General features: G+C 60.2%; 14 protein-coding genes. 6 read left to right on the plus strand and 8 right to left on the minus strand.

Features of this window, described 5'->3' with window-relative positions; translation table 11 throughout:
- Positions 1–100 precede the first annotated feature (100 nt).
- A complete protein-coding gene (locus tag GJA_RS00215; protein ID WP_242404407.1) occupies positions 101–1,012 on the plus strand; it encodes a YihY/virulence factor BrkB family protein in 912 nt (303 codons plus the stop codon).
- 326 nt (positions 1,013–1,338) lie between these two features.
- Here GJA_RS00215 and GJA_RS00220 read toward each other — a convergent pair whose 3' ends face one another.
- The 5 genes from GJA_RS00220 to GJA_RS00240 all read right to left on the minus strand — a co-directional run bounded on the left by GJA_RS00220 (position 1,339) and on the right by GJA_RS00240 (position 6,315).
- Positions 1,339–2,478 carry an acyl-CoA dehydrogenase family protein gene (locus tag GJA_RS00220; protein ID WP_038487395.1) on the minus strand — a complete coding sequence of 380 codons (1,140 nt, stop codon included), beginning with the start codon at positions 2,476–2,478 and terminating at the stop codon, positions 1,339–1,341.
- Between the two features lie 16 nt (positions 2,479–2,494).
- A complete protein-coding gene (locus tag GJA_RS00225; RefSeq protein WP_038487400.1) occupies positions 2,495–3,163 on the minus strand; it encodes an SDR family oxidoreductase in 669 nt (222 codons plus the stop codon).
- Positions 3,164–3,231: 68 nt separating this feature from the next.
- A complete protein-coding gene (locus GJA_RS00230; protein WP_038487403.1) occupies positions 3,232–4,428 on the minus strand; it encodes an acetyl-CoA C-acyltransferase in 1,197 nt (398 codons plus the stop codon).
- Between the two features lie 167 nt (positions 4,429–4,595).
- Positions 4,596–5,780: an isovaleryl-CoA dehydrogenase gene (locus GJA_RS00235; protein WP_038487405.1), complete on the minus strand. Its 1,185-nt coding sequence runs from the start codon at positions 5,778–5,780 to the stop codon at positions 4,596–4,598.
- 121 nt (positions 5,781–5,901) lie between these two features.
- Positions 5,902–6,315: a MerR family transcriptional regulator gene (locus GJA_RS00240; protein ID WP_038487407.1), complete on the minus strand. Its 414-nt coding sequence runs from the start codon at positions 6,313–6,315 to the stop codon at positions 5,902–5,904.
- A gap of 444 nt (positions 6,316–6,759) precedes the next feature.
- Between GJA_RS00240 and GJA_RS00245 the strand changes: the two genes are divergently transcribed.
- Positions 6,760–7,167: a hypothetical protein gene (locus GJA_RS00245; RefSeq protein WP_038487409.1), complete on the plus strand. Its 408-nt coding sequence runs from the start codon at positions 6,760–6,762 to the stop codon at positions 7,165–7,167.
- A gap of 251 nt (positions 7,168–7,418) precedes the next feature.
- A complete protein-coding gene (locus GJA_RS27675) occupies positions 7,419–7,589 on the plus strand; it encodes a hypothetical protein (protein WP_167541076.1) in 171 nt (56 codons plus the stop codon).
- A 104-nt stretch (positions 7,590–7,693) separates the two neighbouring features.
- On the opposite strand, the gene GJA_RS00250 is transcribed toward GJA_RS27675, so the two are convergent.
- From GJA_RS00250 to GJA_RS00260, 3 genes are all read right to left on the minus strand, one after another.
- Positions 7,694–8,287 carry a UbiX family flavin prenyltransferase gene (locus GJA_RS00250; RefSeq protein ID WP_038487410.1) on the minus strand — a complete coding sequence of 198 codons (594 nt, stop codon included), beginning with the start codon at positions 8,285–8,287 and terminating at the stop codon, positions 7,694–7,696.
- On the minus strand, positions 8,280–8,591 hold the full coding sequence (gene grxD / locus GJA_RS00255) for a Grx4 family monothiol glutaredoxin (protein ID WP_038487413.1): 312 nt from the start codon (positions 8,589–8,591) through the stop codon (positions 8,280–8,282). The genes GJA_RS00250 and grxD overlap by 8 nt, the downstream gene beginning before the upstream one ends.
- Positions 8,592–8,687: 96 nt before the next feature.
- Positions 8,688–11,036 carry a Tex family protein gene (locus GJA_RS00260; RefSeq protein WP_038487416.1) on the minus strand — a complete coding sequence of 783 codons (2,349 nt, stop codon included), beginning with the start codon at positions 11,034–11,036 and terminating at the stop codon, positions 8,688–8,690.
- Positions 11,037–11,286: 250 nt separating this feature from the next.
- Here GJA_RS00260 and GJA_RS00265 point away from each other — a divergent pair, with 250 nt between their 5' ends.
- The 3 genes from GJA_RS00265 to GJA_RS00275 all read left to right on the plus strand — a co-directional run bounded on the left by GJA_RS00265 (position 11,287) and on the right by GJA_RS00275 (position 16,370).
- Entirely contained in the window at positions 11,287–14,391 is a 3,105-nt protein-coding gene (locus GJA_RS00265) for a DEAD/DEAH box helicase (protein ID WP_038487418.1), read from the plus strand.
- A 53-nt stretch (positions 14,392–14,444) separates the two neighbouring features.
- Positions 14,445–15,590: a PAS domain-containing sensor histidine kinase gene (locus tag GJA_RS00270; RefSeq protein WP_081905186.1), complete on the plus strand. Its 1,146-nt coding sequence runs from the start codon at positions 14,445–14,447 to the stop codon at positions 15,588–15,590.
- Positions 15,591–15,689: 99 nt separating this feature from the next.
- Positions 15,690–16,370: a response regulator transcription factor gene (locus GJA_RS00275; RefSeq protein WP_038487421.1), complete on the plus strand. Its 681-nt coding sequence runs from the start codon at positions 15,690–15,692 to the stop codon at positions 16,368–16,370.
- The last annotated feature ends 90 nt before the right edge of the window (positions 16,371–16,460 follow it).

Raw genomic sequence — 16,460 nt, forward strand, 5'->3', positions numbered from 1 at the left:
AGCATGGGCTGGCGCACGCGTATCAACGCATGTTAAAAGCATGACAGGTAGAATAGGCCAGGCAGCGGAGTTACCGCATCCCCGACCCTGGACGACCACCATGTTAATGATTAATCGCCGGGCAAGCGCCTATATCGTCAGCCATCCGCTGGCATTCACCTTGCAAACGTTGAAAGGCTTCCGCGCCAACCAGGGCCTGCTGCTGGCCGGCGCCGTCGCTTATTATTCCTTGCTGTCGATCGTGCCCTTGCTGATGCTGGTGGTGGTGGCCTTGTCGCATGTCATCGATGAACAGGAATTGCTGGCTACCATAGGGCATTACCTGGAATGGCTGGTGCCGGGGCAATCGACAGCCATCGTCAACGAAGTCGGACAATTCCTGACGCACCGCGACGTGATCGGCTGGGTCTTGCTGGTGACCATGCTGTTTTTCAGTTCGCTGGCCTTCACCGTGCTGGAAAACGCCATGAGCGTGATCTTTGTGCACCGGGTGGCGATACGGCGCCGCCGTTTCCTGGTGTCGGCGGTGTTGCCCTACTGCTATATCCTGTCGCTCGGCGTCGGCGTGTTGCTGGTCACGCTGGTGGCGGGAACGCTGCAAGTGATGGGCCAGGAAAGTGTCTTCTTGCTCGGCCGTGTATGGTCGCTGGGCGGCGTGTCCGGTCTGTTGCTGTACTTGCTGGGACTGCTAGGCGAAATCCTCGTGCTCAGTTCGATTTATCTGGTGATGCCGGTGGGCCGGCTATCGGTTGCGCACGCCTTGATCGGCGGCGTGACGGCAGCCCTGCTGTGGGAAATCGCGCGCCATGTGCTGGTCTGGTATTTCTCGACCTTGTCGCAAGTCAATGTCGTGTATGGTTCGATGACGACCGCGATCGTGGTGATGTTCAGCCTGGAAATCGGCGCCACCTTGTTATTGCTGGGTGCGCAAGTGATTGCCGAGTATGAAAGAGTCGGGCGCGACCAGCAAGAGTTAGCCGCGCCCAAGCTCGATACCAGTACTGTATATTGATACAGATAATTTGTTGCGCCGCACAAAAAGCTGTGCTATACTCGCTTCAGTGATTGAGATTTGCTTGCAAATAGTCTCACCATCCGGGGCATGCGCCGCGCTACCATCTGTGTAATGTCGGTAACGCGTATGGCGGCAAACCTGGATGTTGTAATTCCGGATACGTTGGTCGAATTTACACGTTGGAGGCACCATGCAGATAGCATGGGCGTCCAAGAATCAGGATGCACTTTGCAGATAGCACTGGCGTCCATGACACGATTAAAGCATTGGTACTACATTGGAACGAAGCCCGCCACCGCGGGCTTTTTTTTCGCCTGAGGATCTCACGGCCCGGTTGACAAGGCGCGGGCGATCAGGATTTTCTGAATGTCGCTGGTGCCTTCGTAGATCTGGCAGACGCGCACGTCGCGGTAGATGCGTTCGACCGGAAAGTCGGATACATAACCGTAGCCGCCATGCACCTGGATCGCGTCGGAACACACCCGCTCCGCCATTTCCGAGGCGAACAGCTTGGCCATCGCCGCTTCTTTGAGGCATGGCAAGCCGGCGTCTTTCATCGATGCCGCGTGCTGTATCAATTGCCGCGCCGCTTCGATCTGGGTCGCCATGTCGGCCAAGCGGAATTGCACCGCCTGGTGTTCGAAGATAGGCTTGCCGAAACTTTCCCGTTCGCGCGCATACAGCAGCGCCGCTTCGTATGCGGCGCGCGCCATGCCGACCGCCTGCGAGGCGATGCCGATGCGTCCGCCTTCCAGGCCGGACAGGGCGATCTTGTAGCCTTGTCCCTCTGCGCCGATCAGGTTGGCTGCCGGAATGCGGCAATTTTCCAGCAGGATTTGCGCCGTGTCCGACGAATGCTGGCCCATTTTCTGTTCCAGCCCGGCCACGATGTAACCCGGCGTCGCGGTCGGCACCCAGAACGCGCTGATGCCTTTCTTGCCGGCTGCCTTGTCGGTCACGGCCAGCACGATGGCGACGTCGGCGTGTTTGCCGCTGGTGATGAATTGCTTGACGCCATTGATCACATAACTGTCGCCATCGCGCACGGCGCTGGTGCGCAGCGCCGACGCGTCGCTGCCGGTGTGCGGCTCGGTCAGGCAAAACGCGCCCAGCATGTCGCCCTGGGCCAGCGGCCGCAGCCATTGCTGTTTTTGGGCATCATTGGCGTACATCATCGCGATACTGCATACCGGGCAATTATTGACGGAAATGATGGTCGAAATGCCGCCATCGCCGGCGGCGATTTCTTCCAGCACCAGCGCCAGCGCCACGTAATCGAGGCCGGCGCCGCCCAGTTCTTCGGGGACCGCCACGCCAAATGCGCCCAGCGCCGCCAACTCCTTCAATTCTTGCTGCGGGAAATGATGTTCCTGGTCCCAGCGCGCCGCGTTCGGGGCCAGGCGCTCGCGCGAAAAAGTGCGCAGGGCGTCGCGTATCATTGTGTGTTCATTGCTCAGTATCATGATGCTCCATCAACGGCTACCAGCCGATAGGCTTGCCGTCGTAGTTGAGGTAGGCCGGCTGCGCCGATGGCGCAAGATTGGCCAGCGTGGAACGGATGCCGATCGCGCTTTGCTCCAGCGACAGGTCGGCGCCGTCGCCGCCCATCTCGGTGCGCACCCAGCCAGGATGCAGCGCCACGCAAGTGGCGCCTTTCGGGCCGAAGTTGAGCGCGGTATCGACCAGCACCGAATTCAAGGCGGCCTTGCTGGCGCGGTATAGCGTGCCGCGCGGATTGCTGCGCTCGCTGAGCGAACCCATATGCGACGATATCACCGCCAGTTTGCCGTGCGCGGCGCACACCAGCGGCGCGATCAGCGGCAGCAGGCGCAATGCGGACAGCACATTGGTATGCATCACCAGGTCGAAATCTTGCTGCGATGGAAAACCGTCGTGGCGCGGGCCGTACACGCCAGCGTTCAGGATGGCCACGTCGAGTTGCTCGCCATCCAGTTTCCAGCCCATGCCGGCCACCGATTCCAGCTTGTTTACGTCCAGCAAATGAACTTCGGCGCCCAGTTCGTGCAGCGCCGCGCCATCTTCTTCCTTGCGCGCGGTGGCGATCACGCGCCAGCCGCCGTGCAGGTATTGACGCGCCAGTTGATTGCCGATGCCGCGCGATGCGCCGATGATGAGTGCCGTAGGCATGTGTGTCCTTTCAATGGTTGAGCCGCTAAGCGTAGCGCGTAACGCTACGCTTGCCTATCATGCCACGGTCAGGCCAGTTCGAGCGCCATCGCGGTCGCTTCGCCGCCGCCGATGCACAGCGCCGCGACGCCGCGCTTGCCGCCGGTTTTTTTCAGCGCGCCCAGCAGCGTCACGATGATGCGCGCGCCGGAGGCGCCGATCGGATGGCCCAGCGCGCACGCGCCGCCGTGAATATTGATTTTGCTGTGGGGAATATCGAGGTCGTGCATCGCCGCCATCGGCACGGCGGCGAACGCTTCATTGATTTCAAACAAGTCGACATTGGCGCTGTTCCAGCCAGTATTGGCGTACAATTTTTGAATCGCGCCGACCGGGGCGGTGGTGAACAGGTTCGGCGCCTGGGCGTGGGTCGCATGGCCGTGGATTGTCGCGATCACCTTGCAGCCCAGTTTTTTTGCGGTCGAGGCGCGCATCAGCACCAGCGCGGCGGCGCCGTCGTTGATCGACGACGACGAGGCGGCGGTGATGGTGCCGTCCTTCTTGAAGGCCGGCTTGAGCGCGGGAATTTTTTCGAGGCGGGCTTTCAGCGGACCTTCGTCTTGCGTGACGATGGTGTCGCCGCCGCGGCCGGACACGGTCACCGGTGCGATTTCCCATTCGAAACTGCCATCCTTGGTCGCCGCCTGGGCGCGTTGCACCGACGCGATCGCGAACGCATCCTGCGCTTCGCGGCTGAAGCGGTACTGTGTCGCGCATTCTTCGGCGAAGGTTCCCATCGAGCGGCCATTGCCCTTGTCATCTTTCGAATACGCGTCTTCGAGGCCGTCGAGCATCATGTGGTCGTAGATCATGCCGTGGCCGATGCGGTAGCCGCCGCGCGCCTTCGGGATGATGTACGGCGCATTGGTCATCGATTCCATGCCGCCGGCGACGATCACCTCGGCGCTGCCAGCCAGCAAGGTGTCATGCGCAAAGATGGTGGTTTGCATCGCCGAGCCGCACATCTTCGACAGCGTGACCGCGCCGGTCGAGGTCGGCAAGCCGGCCTTGATCGACGCCTGGCGCGCTGGCGCCTGGCCTTGGCCAGCCATCAGGCAATTGCCGAAATACACGTGTTCGACGCTGTCTGGCGTGATGCCGGCGCGCTCCACCGCGGCCTGGATGGCGACCGCGCCCAGGTCGCTGGCAGTCACATTGGCAAAATCGCCCTGGAAGGCGCCCATGGGAGTGCGCGCGGCACCGACGATAACGATAGGATCATTCATGGCAGTTCTCCGAAAGAAGCGGCGCCGACGACGCCGGAATGGTATGGGTACGTGTCAAACTTAACTGGCGAAACCGTATCTGCTTTTGACACGGAAAGACATCAATTTTGACCAGCAAGGCGGCCAACTGTTTCAGTTTCGCCAGCCATACTGGCGTCATCTTCAGCTTATTTGGTTTCCGCAAACAACTCGCGGCCGATCAGCATGCGGCGGATTTCGCTGGTGCCGGCGCCGATTTCATACAATTTGGCGTCGCGCCACAGGCGGCCGGCCGGATAGTCATTGATGTAACCGTTGCCGCCCAGCGCCTGGATCGCTTCACCGGCCATCCAGGTTGCCTTCTCGGCGCTGTACAGAATCGCGCCGGCGGCATCCTTGCGCAATTGCCGCACGGCTTCCGGCGTCGCGGCGCGGTCGCAAGCCTGGCCTACCGCATACACATAGGCCTTGCACGCCATCATGGTCGAATACATATCGGCCAGCTTGCCTTGCATTAACTGAAACTCGCCGATAGGCTGGCCGAATTGCTTGCGGTCATGCACATACGGCACCACCAGGTCCATGCAGGCCTGCATGATGCCCAGCGGACCGCCGGACAACACCGTGCGTTCGAAGTCCAGGCCCGACATCAGCACATTGACGCCCTTGCCCAGGCCGCCCAGCACGTTTTCGGCCGGCACTTCGCAATCCTGGAACACCAGTTCGCCGGTATGCGAACCGCGCATGCCCAGCTTGTCGAGTTTTTGCGCGATCGAGAAACCCTTGAAACCTTTTTCAATCAAGAAAGTCGTCATGCCGCGCGGACCGGCTTCCAGATCATTCTTGGCGTACACCACCAGCACATCCGCATCGGGGCCGTTGGTGATCCACATCTTGCTACCGTTCAAGACCCAGCGGTCGCCCTTCCAGTCGGCGCGCAATTTCATGCTGACGACATCCGAACCGGCGTTTGGTTCCGACATTGCCAACGCGCCGATGTATTCGCCGGAGACCAGCTTCGGCAGGTATCTGGCTTTTTGCTCCTCGGTACCGTTGCGCTTGATCTGGTTGACGCACAGATTCGAGTGGGCGCCATAGGACAGGCCGACCGAGGCCGAGGCGCGCGAAATTTCTTCCATCGCCACGATATGCGCCAGGTAACCCATGCCGCTACCGCCGTATTCTTCGCCGACGGTGATGCCGAGCACGCCGAGTTCGCCCATCTTGCGCCACAGATCCATCGGGAATTGGTCGCTGCGGTCGATGTCGGCCGCGCGCGGCGCGATTTCGGCGGCGGCGAATTCTTGTACCGCGGCACGCAGGGCGGCGATGTCTTCGCCGTGGTCGAAAGTTAAGCCTGGGAGATGCAGCATGTCGTCCTCGTGTTTTGTAATGTGATGACCGTGAAAATCCAATAATACGCCGATGTGACGTTTACGTAAACGTAATGTGGCACACGTAAAACCGGCTGCGCCGCCAAGGTGCGGCGTGCTGTTACGCGCTGGCGACTGGGTCGGCGGCGCCGGTCCTGATCTCGGCCAGCATGCGCTGGCACGCCTCTTCGTGGGCGGTGATTTCCGCCAGCGCCATTTCGATATCTTCACGTTGCTGTTCCAGCGTGCCGCGATGCTGCGCCAGCACGTCGAGGAAGCGGTGCATCTGGGCGCTGGTGTCTTTGGGCGACTCATACATATCGACCAAACTTTTGATTTCGGACAAAGCCAAACCCAGGCGCTTGCCGCGCAATGTCAGTTTCAAGCGGGTACGGTCGCGCGGTGTGTAGACCCGGCTGCGTCCGCCTGCGCCTTCGCGCGATGGGCTCAGCAAACCCTGGTCTTCGTAAAAGCGGATCGCGCGGGCGGTAATGTCGAATTCGCGCGCCAGTTCGGTAATGGTGTAGGTCGGCATCTTGTGTGCTTGCGGTTAAGTGTGTGCTGGCTATCTATGCTGATATCAATATCTGCTATCGATAGCATTATTGTATTGCTTAAATATTAATGCGGCGGTACGATCTTCCGTTTACGTCAACGTCATTGCATTGTAGCGCGCCTGCCTGAAATATGACCTTGAAAGATCGCTGCAATTTCTGCCGATTTATGGCAGAAAAGCGGTGTTTCACGGGTAGTATGCAAATCAGGACATTGTTGGGCTTGCCGTAGTCCAGGCAGCTTGGCTGGCGATAGGGGCTAAAAGCCCAGTGATGCCGGCGTCATGGCGCACTGACAGGTTTTTTAGCGTGTGTTTATCGATCAAGGAGAAGGTAAATTGTTAATTAGTTTCTCTTCATATGTAACAAATTGTATGGTCATTCAAGAAACTGACTTTCATGTTGCAACATGAAATAGTGCAACTATGAATTCTTCCAATGAACGCGAAAGCTTTAGCCAGCGACTTCAGCAGGCTCTTAAAAACGCCCACTACTCTCCTGACAGCCCGACCAGACTGGCGCGGGAATTCAATATCCGCTTTGATGGGCGTCCGATAACAGTGCATGCCGCGCGGAAATGGTTGGTCGGCGAGGCTATTCCTACCCAAGAAAAATTGCGCATGATTGCGCAATGGTTGGGCGTGCCTGCCGAGTGGCTGCGTTTTGGTGGTCCGGAAAGTGCGGCGCCCAATGGCGAGTCGGGCAATTCCTTGTCGCGGTTTGAATCTGCCGATGTCAAATTAATTGCTGATTTACAAAGACTTGATGAACATCATCGTCAAATTGCGCGTGAATTTATTCGCATGCTGGTCAGGGTTAACTACCAAAAGTAACAAAAATCACTGTTTTTTGTTGTAAAAAATGGAAGTTGTTCTGTAGTTAACGAATTCGGCGGCAAGACGGGATATCCTTGTGTTTTGTCATGGCGCCGACATGATTTTGCGGGACAATGAATCGCTACACCGTGTCGTATGGGGTTTTCGACAATAATTACGAGATGAGCGGCACAAACCTCAATAGTGGATCATAATCATTGGGTTTTCAGCCTGTCATCTACTACGGAGCCGAGCATTTGAGCCGTCTTATGAAAAGTAATTACAGCAATACCGCCCAGCTTAAAGATTTGATGACCGTGCCGCCGATGACCGCCGCCCAGCATGCCGAAGTGATGCGCAAGCGCATCGCGCACCGCAGGATGGTGGAAGAGGCCCGGGATTTGAAACACGCCAGCGGCGCCCAGTTCGACAAACGCTGAACGGCATAGCTGCCAGACTGCCACGCCGGCCGGAGTTGCCGGCCGGTATAGTTGCGCCGCTCAATGTGCCAATGTACCGTTGCGTCTATGGGCAGTTGGGCTTGTTATGGCGTGTCCGCCGCTTTCAAGCCGTTCCAGCGCGGCGCCAGGCCATGTTCGATGCCGAACAGGTCGATCACCCTCGCCACCGTATGGTCGACCATGTCGGCGATGGTCTTCGGCAACTGGTAAAAACTTGGCAATGGCGGGAAGATGATGCCGCCCATTTCGGTGACGGCCGTCATATTGCGCAGGTGCGCCAGGTTGAATGGCGTTTCGCGCACCATCAATACCAGGCGCCGGCGTTCCTTCAGCACCACGTCGGCCGCCCGCGTAATCAGATTATCCGACAAGCCATGCGCCACCGCCGCCAGCGTGCGCATCGAGCAGGGCGCGATCACCATGCCGTCCGACTGGAAAGAACCGCTGGCGATGCTGGCGCCGATATCGCGCAATTTATGCACCACATGCGCCAGCGCCTCGACTTGCTTGCGCTGCAGGCCGGTTTCCTGGTGCAGCGTCAGCACGGCCGCATCGGACAGTATCAAATGGGTTTCGACCCCGGCGATGCTGCGTAATTGTTGCAACAGGCGCACGCCATACACGGCGCCGGTGGCGCCGGTGATGGCAATAATCAACCTGATTGGCCGATCAGGCATCCAGCAAGGACTTCAATTCGCCGGATTCAAACATTTCATTCATGATGTCCGAACCGCCGATGAACTCGCCTTTGACATAGAGTTGCGGAATGGTTGGCCAGTTCGAGTATTCCTTGATGCCTTGGCGAACTTCCGGGTCATCCAGCACGTTGACGGTGGCAATGTTGCTGACGCCGCAAGCTTTCAAGATCTGGATGGCGCGGCCGGAAAAACCGCATTGCGGAAATTGTGTGGTGCCTTTCATGAACAGCACGACAGGCGCGTTGGTCACGGTTTCTTTGATCCAGGTTTGTACGTCGCTCATAGCTGCCTCTGATGGGGAAATAAATAAGATGGCGTCATTTTATAAGAAAACGACGCCGGGGGTATCGGCCAAGGCAGATTGTTGGCCGAGTGTCGCTTAAGCGCGCAGTTTGGCGAACGCCGCCGCCATGCTGCCGGCAGGTTCCGGCGCCTTGCGCGCTTGCGACTGGTGCTGGGCCATGCTGCGGCGGTCGTTGCGGTCAGCGCGCTGTTCCGGCCTGGAGCCGGCTTGCGGCGCGCTGTCGGTCAGGCGCATCGTCAGCGCGATGCGCTTGCGCTTTTCATCGACTTCCATCACTTTGACGCGTACCACCTGGCCAGCCTTGACCACCGTGTGCGGATCCTTGACGAAATGATTCGATAGCGCGGAGATATGCACCAAACCGTCTTGATGCACGCCGATGTCGACAAATGCGCCAAACGCGGCGACGTTGGTGACCACGCCTTCAAGGATCATGTCGGGCTGCAAGTCGCTGATTTCCTCGACGCCTTCCTTGAAGGTGGCGGTGGTAAATTCCGGACGCGGGTCGCGGCCCGGCTTTTCCAGCTCTTTCAAGATGTCGGAAATGGTCGGTACGCCGAATTTCTCGTCGGCATACTTGGCCGGGCTCAAGGTTTTCAGCAAGGCCGTCTCGCCGATCACGGCCTTGATGCCCTTGTTGATATCGGCCAGGATTTTTTCAACCAGCGGATACGATTCCGGGTGCACCGCCGACGCGTCCAGCGGATTGTCGCCGCCCATCACGCGCAAGAAACCGGCTGCCTGTTCAAAGGTCTTGTCGCCCAGGCGCGGCACGGCCTTCAGGGCTGCGCGCGAAGTGAACGCTCCCTTCAGGTCGCGGTAGGACACGATGCTTTGCGCCACGCTGGCCGACAGGCCGGACACGCGCGCCAGCAGCGGCGCCGACGCGGTATTGACGTCGACGCCGACCGCGTTCACGCAATCCTCGACCACCGCGTCGAGCGAGCGGGCCAGCTGGGTTTGGCCGACGTCATGCTGGTACTGGCCGACGCCGATCGATTTCGGGTCGATCTTGACCAGTTCGGCCAGCGGATCTTGCAGGCGGCGTGCGATCGATACGGCGCCGCGCAGCGACACATCCATGTCCGGCAATTCCTTGGAGGCGTATTCGGACGCCGAATACACCGACGCGCCCGCTTCGGACACGACGATCTTGGTCAGTTTCTGGTCCGGGTGCTGCTTGATCAAATCCTGGGCCAGCTTGTCGGTTTCGCGCGAGGCGGTGCCGTTGCCGATCGAAATCAGCGACACATTGTGTTTCGCGGCCAGCCGGCTCAGTGTATGCAAGGAGCCGTCCCAGTCGTTTTTCGGCTGATGCGGGTAGATCACGGCGGTATCGACGACTTTGCCGGTAGTATCGACCACCGCCACCTTGACGCCGGTGCGCAGGCCGGGATCCAGGCCCATCGTCGCGCGCGGGCCGGCCGGCGCCGCCAGCAGCAGCGCTTTCAGGTTGGTCGCGAAGACATTGATCGCATCGAGTTCCGACCGTTCGCGCAGCGCGCCCATCAATTCGGTTTCCAGATGCATGAAGCTTTTCACGCGCCAGGTCCAGCGCGCCGTGTCGGCCAGCCATTTGTCGGCCGGACGGCCCAGGTTCTTGATGCCGAAACGGGCGGCGATGCGGCCTTCGCACGGATTGTGCGGCGCATCCCACTTCGGTTTTTCCGCTTCGGTATCGAGCCGCAGGATGACGTCGAGAATGCCTTCGCGGCGGCCGCGCAGCAGCGCCAGCGCGCGGTGCGACGGCACGGTGGTTATGGTTTCGAAATAATCGAAATAATCGGCGAATTTTTCGCCTTCTTCTTCCTTGCCGGCGACGACTTTCGATTCGACCACGCCGTGTTCCTTGACGTACTCACGCAGCGATTGCAGCAAGGTGGCGTCTTCGGCGAAACGTTCCATCAGGATCTGGCGCGCGCCGTCGAGCGCCGCCTTGGTGTCCGGCACGCCCGGATTATTACCTTCGGCGGTAGTAAACGCATCGCGCAGGAACTTGCCGGCTTCGGTTTCCGGCGTCAATTCCGGGTTGTCGAGCAAGCCGTCGGCCAGCGGCGACAAGCCCGCTTCGATGGCGATCTGGGCCTTGGTACGGCGTTTTTGTTTGTAGGGCAGATACAAATCTTCCAGGCGGGTCTTGTCTTCTGCGTGCATGACGGCATCTAACAGCGCCGGCGTCATCTTGTTTTGTTCGGTGATCGAGGCCACGATGGCGCTGCGCCGGTCTTCCAGTTCGCGCAGGTAGCGCAAACGCTCTTCCAGCAGGCGCAACTGGATATCGTCGAGGCCGCCGGTGGCTTCTTTCCGGTAGCGGGCGATGAAGGGCACGGTGGCGCCTTCGTCCAGCAAGGCGATGGCGGCGGCGACTTGTACCGGTTTGGCGGCAAGTTCAAGGGCAAGACGTTGTTCGATAGAGGGCAGCATGGGTTATTTCCAAAGCGGTCAAGCCTGGAATGATACGCAATCGGTGCGATTGCGCCAGTCTTGACAGGGCAAATGGACTGTGCGAGAAGCGCAGTGGCATGCCGCTACAGGATTTTGGAGCGTTATCCGGTGTATTTAGGTGCGATATTGCACCACACTAATGATATTGAATAAACCATAAGCCTCTGGATGGCGGATAATATTGCCTGTTGCCGATTTTGATACATCTTATTAGACAATAATACGCACCATGGATTTTACCCGCGACGAGATCAGTGAAACCCCAGCAAGTCCGGCCAGCGCGCCGGGCGCTCCTTTGCCGTATGCAGTCGCCACGTGGCTGCAACGGGTCGATGCGGCTGCGCATCCGAAAGCCACTCTGGCGCCGGCCGAGACCGATCCCAAACTGAACCAGCACCGCCTGATCTACGTGCTGGCGCCGACCAGCGGCGGACGCCATGTCGCGCTGTGCCTGTACAAGGCGCGGCTGCGGCCGAATGGCGACGTGGCCGCGGCCAGTCCGGTCAGCGAAGTGTTTTCCTTGTTGTCGGCGCCGCCCAGCTTCTTGCAGCCCGGCGACGAAGACCTGGTGCGCTTTTTTGTCGCCATGCGCAGCGGCCAGAATTCGCAGACCGGCAGCGCCACCGAGCCGAAGGGCAAGATCGGCGCGGCCTTGCTGATGATGCTGGCTGAACAGGAAAAATTATTGTGGGCAAATTCCTGGTCCGACGTCGGCAATGGCCTGGTGTATCCGTTGCAAGCCGGTCCGCTGCGCCAGGCGCGCCTGATCTGGCGCGAAGAAGGCAAGCATATGCGGCTGGGCTGGCAGGTCGATCCGCCGGAAGGCGTGAAACACCATGGCGCCGACCAGATCGACTATATGTTGCCGACCGATCCACCGTGGTATATCGACAACCTGTCGTGCGGCGTGCTGGCGCTGAACCAGGGCGGTTCCGAAATCAGCCTGTCGGAATTGCAGGCGCTGGTGGCGCAGGCGCCATTGCTGAATGCCAATGACAAGGTGCGGGTGTCGCAACTGTTGCTGGCGCAAGGCTTGCAGCAATTGATGCCGCTGCCGCAACCGTTGCCGCAGCGCTTGCGCAAAGATGTCGCGCCGCAGCCGGTATTGCTGCTCGACAGCGCCTTGCTGGCCGATGGCAGCTTGCAGCGCTGGAACGATTTTGCCGTGCTGTCCTACGATTACGACGGCGAGCGGGTCGCGTTCGATCCATCGCAGCGGGTGGTGCGCCAGATTGGCAATGTGACGGAAATCATCCAGCGCGATAGCGACGCCGAAGCCGCCGCGCAAGCGGCGCTGGCGGCGCTGCTGTTCAAGAAGCCGGGTACGCTGCCTTTGAGCGGTATCAAGGGCGCCTTCCTGCTGCCCGGTCAGGCCGAATGGCTGCGCTTTGCCGACAGCGGCATCGATGCGCTGGAACAGCAGGGCTGGATCGTCGAGAAGTCCGCCAAGTACCGCTATGACGTGGAGCAAGTCGACGACTGGTATGCCGACATCCATGAACAGGCGCCCGACAGCGGCAATGCCTGGTTCGAGCTGGAACTGGGCATCGTGGTCAACCAGGAGCGGGTGCCGCTGTTGCCGGTGCTGGTGCAATTGATACGCGGCGCACCCAACGATTTCAATCCGAAAACCATCGCCGCGCACGCCGATATCGACCAGATGCTGGCCACGCTGGCGGACGGCACGCGGGTGGCGCTGCCGTGGGGCCGGGTCAAGCCGATCCTGAATACGCTGGGTGAGTTGTATTTCAGCGACAAGATCAAGACCTCGTTGCGCATGTCGACGCTGGATGCGGCGCGCCTCGAAGAATTGGCGCGCGGCCTGGACATGCGCTGGAGCGGCGGCGAGCAATTGCGTGAAATGGGCCGCAAGCTGAGCCAGTTCGGCGCGGTGCAAAAAGTGCCGGCGCCGGCTGGCTTGCAGGCGACCTTGCGCGATTACCAGGCCGACGGCCTGGCGTGGATGCAATTCCTGCGGCATTACGACCTGGGCGGCATCCTGGCCGATGACATGGGTCTCGGCAAGACGGTGCAAACCCTGGCGCATATATTAGTGGAGAAGGAAGCGGGCCGGCTGACCAATCCGGCGCTGGTGATCGCGCCGACCAGCCTGATGGGCAACTGGCAGGACGAGGCGGCCAAGTTCGCGCCCGGCTTGCGCGTGCTTTTGCTGCAAGGCAAGGACCGAGCCCAGCAATTCGACCAGATCGGCCAGTGCGACCTGGTGCTGACCACCTATGCCTTGCTGCCGCGCGACGAAGAGAAGCTGCGCGAGCACGATTTCCATCTGGTGATCCTCGACGAATCGCATTACATCAAGAATACCCGCTCGAAGGCGGCGCAAAGCGCGGGCTTGCTGCGCGCGCGGCACCGTTTGTGCCTGTCCGGCACGCCGCTGGAAAATCACCTCGGCGAACTGTGGTCGCAATTCCATTTCTTGTTGCCGGGCTTGCTGGGCGATGAAAAAACCTTTAACAACCAGTTCCGCCATCCGATCGAGCGGCAGGACGATCCGCTGCGGCGCATGTTGCTGAACCGCCGCATCAAGCCGTTCCTGTTGCGCCGTACCAAGGATAATGTCGCCAAGGAATTGCCATCGAAGACGGAAATGGTGCGCAAGGTCGAATTGACCGGGCCGCAGCGCGACCTGTATGAAACCGTGCGCCTGGCGATGGACCAGAAAGTGCGCGAGGAAATCGATAAAAAAGGCGTGGCGCGCAGCCAGATTGTGATTCTGGAAGCGTTGCTGAAGATGCGGCAAGTGTGTTGCGATCCGCGCCTGGTGAAATCCCTGCCGGCCAAGAAACAGAGCGCCGGTTCGGCCAAATTGACCGACTTGATGCAAATGGTCGAGGATTTGCTCGACGAAGGCCGCAAGATCCTGGTGTTCTCGCAATTTACCAGCATGCTGGAATTGATCGAGGAAGAGCTGGAAGCGCGCGATATCCCGTACGCCTTGCTGACCGGCGACACCAAGGATAGGCAAGCGCAAGTGGCGGCGTTCCAGCAGGGCGCGGTGCCGATTTTCCTGATCAGCCTGAAAGCTGGCGGAGTCGGCCTGAACCTGACGGCGGCCGACACCGTGATCCATTACGATCCGTGGTGGAACCCGGCGGCGGAAAACCAGGCCACCGACCGCGCCTGGCGCATCGGCCAGGACAAGCCGGTATTCGTCTACAAATTGATCGCCAAGGGCACGCTGGAAGAAAAGATCCAGATCCTGCAGCAAAAGAAAGCGGAATTGGCGCAATCGATCCTGGCCGAAGGCGAATCGCAAAAGATGGCGCTGACGCAGGAAGACTTGCAGCAAATTTTTGCGCCGCTGAGCGACTAAAGTAAGCGCGAAATAACTATACTTGGCATGTTGTAACCATTTCTGGATCCCGCATGCCCTCTTTCGCTTATTTCGTTTTGCTGGCCGCGGCGGCGCTGTTGATGGGGCTGCGCTTCATCCAGCTGCGCGGCGCCTTGTTGCGCGCCCGCGCCGGCGAGCAGCGTTTCCGGCTGCTGGCCGAGCATGCCGTCGACGCCGGCTTCCTGGTCGATTGCGCCAGCCTGAAGCTGCTGTATGTCAGTCCGGTGGCCAGCCGCCTGTCCGGTTACGATCAGGCTGAACTGGAAGCGATGGCGGCCGAACTGCTGGCCGACTTGCCGGCCCGGCTGCAGCGTTTGCGCGGCGGCGATGCGAGCCGCCTGCACCTGGTGCGTCAGTTTGAACGCCAGCACCAGGATGGCCGCGTCTTGCCGCTCGAAATCGTCTCGACGCTGGTGTGCGATGCCGCCGGCCATCCCGTATCACTGGTCGGCGTGCTGCGCGACATCACGGCGCGGCGCGACCAGGAAGCGGCGCAAAAGCGTTTCGCATCGATGCTGTCGCATGAATTCCGCAGTCCGCTGGCCACCATCGATGGCGCGATCCAGAACCTGGAAATCCATGCCGGTTCGGCCGATGAAGCCACCCGCAAGCGCTATCACAAGATCCAGACCGCGGTCGACCGCCTGCTGGCGCTGATCGATGAATACCTGACGCCGCAGCGCATGGCCAGCATCGGCCGCGAACGCCAGCCGAATGGCATCGCGCCGAAAGCGCTGCTGGATGCGGCGGCGGCCCAGGGCGGCACGCCCGACCATCCGGTCAGCGTCAGCATCGAAGGCTTGCCGGGCCACCTGCGCTGCGACCCGGACGGCATGCGCATGTGCCTGCAAGTGCTGCTCGATAACGCGCGCCATTATGCGCCGGCCGGCACGACTATCGAATTGAATGGTCGCCCGGCGCCACAAGGCGGTATAGAATTGACTGTCGCCGACCATGGGCCGGGCGTGCATGAAGATGACATGCCGCGGCTGTTCGACAAATTTTTCCGTGGCCGCAACGCCGGCGCGTCGGCTGGATCGGGCTTGGGCCTGTACATGGCGCGCGCGGTGGTGGAAGTCCACGGCGGGACGTTAAGCGTCTCGAACCGGCCGGAAGGCGGGGCGATTTTCCGGATTTGGCTGCCCTTCCAGGCCGAGACCGGGAAAAGCCTTGCATAGCCCGTTTGCAACCGTGATAATTCCCCTATGTAATATTTATCCCGCATCCACCATGGTAGAGTCGAAGGGGTTTGCTCACTAACCGTAGAATGGCGCAGCATGACGAAAATATTGATCGTCGAAGACAATCTGGACTACGCCGAAGACATGGCGGAGTTCTTGACAGGGCTCGAACACGAAGTACACATCACCAGTTCTGCTGGCGATATGTGGGCGGCGCTGAGCCAGGGCAATGTTGGCGTGGTTGTCCTGGACCTGGGTTTGCCCGATGAGGACGGCTTCAACGTCATCCCGCGCATGCGTCAGCTGTATCCGCAGATCGGGGTACTGGTCTTGACTGGACGGGTGGCGTTCGACAGCCGCATCATGGGCTTGCGCCTGGGCGCCGACCATTACCTGACCAAGCCGATCAAGTTCCCGGAACTGGCCGCGCATATCGAGGCGCTGGACCGCAGGGTCGGGCCGCAAGATCCGCTGCCGCTGCCGGGCAAATGGACCTTGCGCGTCAGCGCCCGCCAGCTGGAGCTGATGGGCCAGGTGATCGCGCTGACCGAAAAAGAATTCAACTTCCTGCATTTGCTGACCATCAATACCCGGCCGGTACCGCGCGACGTGCTGGTGGCCGGCATGGGCGGCGACGATCCGGATGCCGGACGGCGCGTCGACATGCTGGTCTACCGCTTGCGCAAGAAGGCGCGCAGCGGCCTGGGCCAGGACTTGCCGCTACGCAGCGCGTATGGCGAAGGGTATAGTTTGTCGACCAGCTTCAATTTGTCCTGAGCGGCGGCGATAAGGTCTGAACGGGGCTGGCCGCGCAAGCAGGCTGGCCAGCGCGGCGGTTCCCGTGCGCGTAAAAGGGGACAGAGTCAC

The organism is Janthinobacterium agaricidamnosum NBRC 102515 = DSM 9628 (assembly GCF_000723165.1).
Taxonomy (GTDB): domain Bacteria; phylum Pseudomonadota; class Gammaproteobacteria; order Burkholderiales; family Burkholderiaceae_D; genus Janthinobacterium; species Janthinobacterium agaricidamnosum.

Coding starts and splice junctions, on each gene's coding strand:
- GJA_RS00275 (WP_038487421.1), top strand. CDS start 15,690: ATGACGAAAATATTGATCGTCGAAGACAATCTGGACTACGCCGAAGAC.
- GJA_RS00225 (WP_038487400.1), bottom strand. CDS start 3,163: ATGCCTACGGCACTCATCATCGGCGCATCGCGCGGCATCGGCAATCAA.
- GJA_RS00220 (WP_038487395.1), bottom strand. CDS start 2,478: ATGATACTGAGCAATGAACACACAATGATACGCGACGCCCTGCGCACT.
- GJA_RS00240 (WP_038487407.1), bottom strand. CDS start 6,315: ATGCCGACCTACACCATTACCGAACTGGCGCGCGAATTCGACATTACC.
- GJA_RS00265 (WP_038487418.1), top strand. CDS start 11,287: ATGGATTTTACCCGCGACGAGATCAGTGAAACCCCAGCAAGTCCGGCC.
- GJA_RS00260 (WP_038487416.1), bottom strand. CDS start 11,036: ATGCTGCCCTCTATCGAACAACGTCTTGCCCTTGAACTTGCCGCCAAA.
- GJA_RS00270 (WP_081905186.1), top strand. CDS start 14,445: ATGCCCTCTTTCGCTTATTTCGTTTTGCTGGCCGCGGCGGCGCTGTTG.
- GJA_RS00215 (WP_242404407.1), top strand. CDS start 101: ATGTTAATGATTAATCGCCGGGCAAGCGCCTATATCGTCAGCCATCCG.
- grxD (WP_038487413.1), bottom strand. CDS start 8,591: ATGAGCGACGTACAAACCTGGATCAAAGAAACCGTGACCAACGCGCCT.
- GJA_RS27675 (WP_167541076.1), top strand. CDS start 7,419: ATGAAAAGTAATTACAGCAATACCGCCCAGCTTAAAGATTTGATGACC.
- GJA_RS00235 (WP_038487405.1), bottom strand. CDS start 5,780: ATGCTGCATCTCCCAGGCTTAACTTTCGACCACGGCGAAGACATCGCC.
- GJA_RS00245 (WP_038487409.1), top strand. CDS start 6,760: ATGAATTCTTCCAATGAACGCGAAAGCTTTAGCCAGCGACTTCAGCAG.
- GJA_RS00250 (WP_038487410.1), bottom strand. CDS start 8,287: ATGCCTGATCGGCCAATCAGGTTGATTATTGCCATCACCGGCGCCACC.
- GJA_RS00230 (WP_038487403.1), bottom strand. CDS start 4,428: ATGAATGATCCTATCGTTATCGTCGGTGCCGCGCGCACTCCCATGGGC.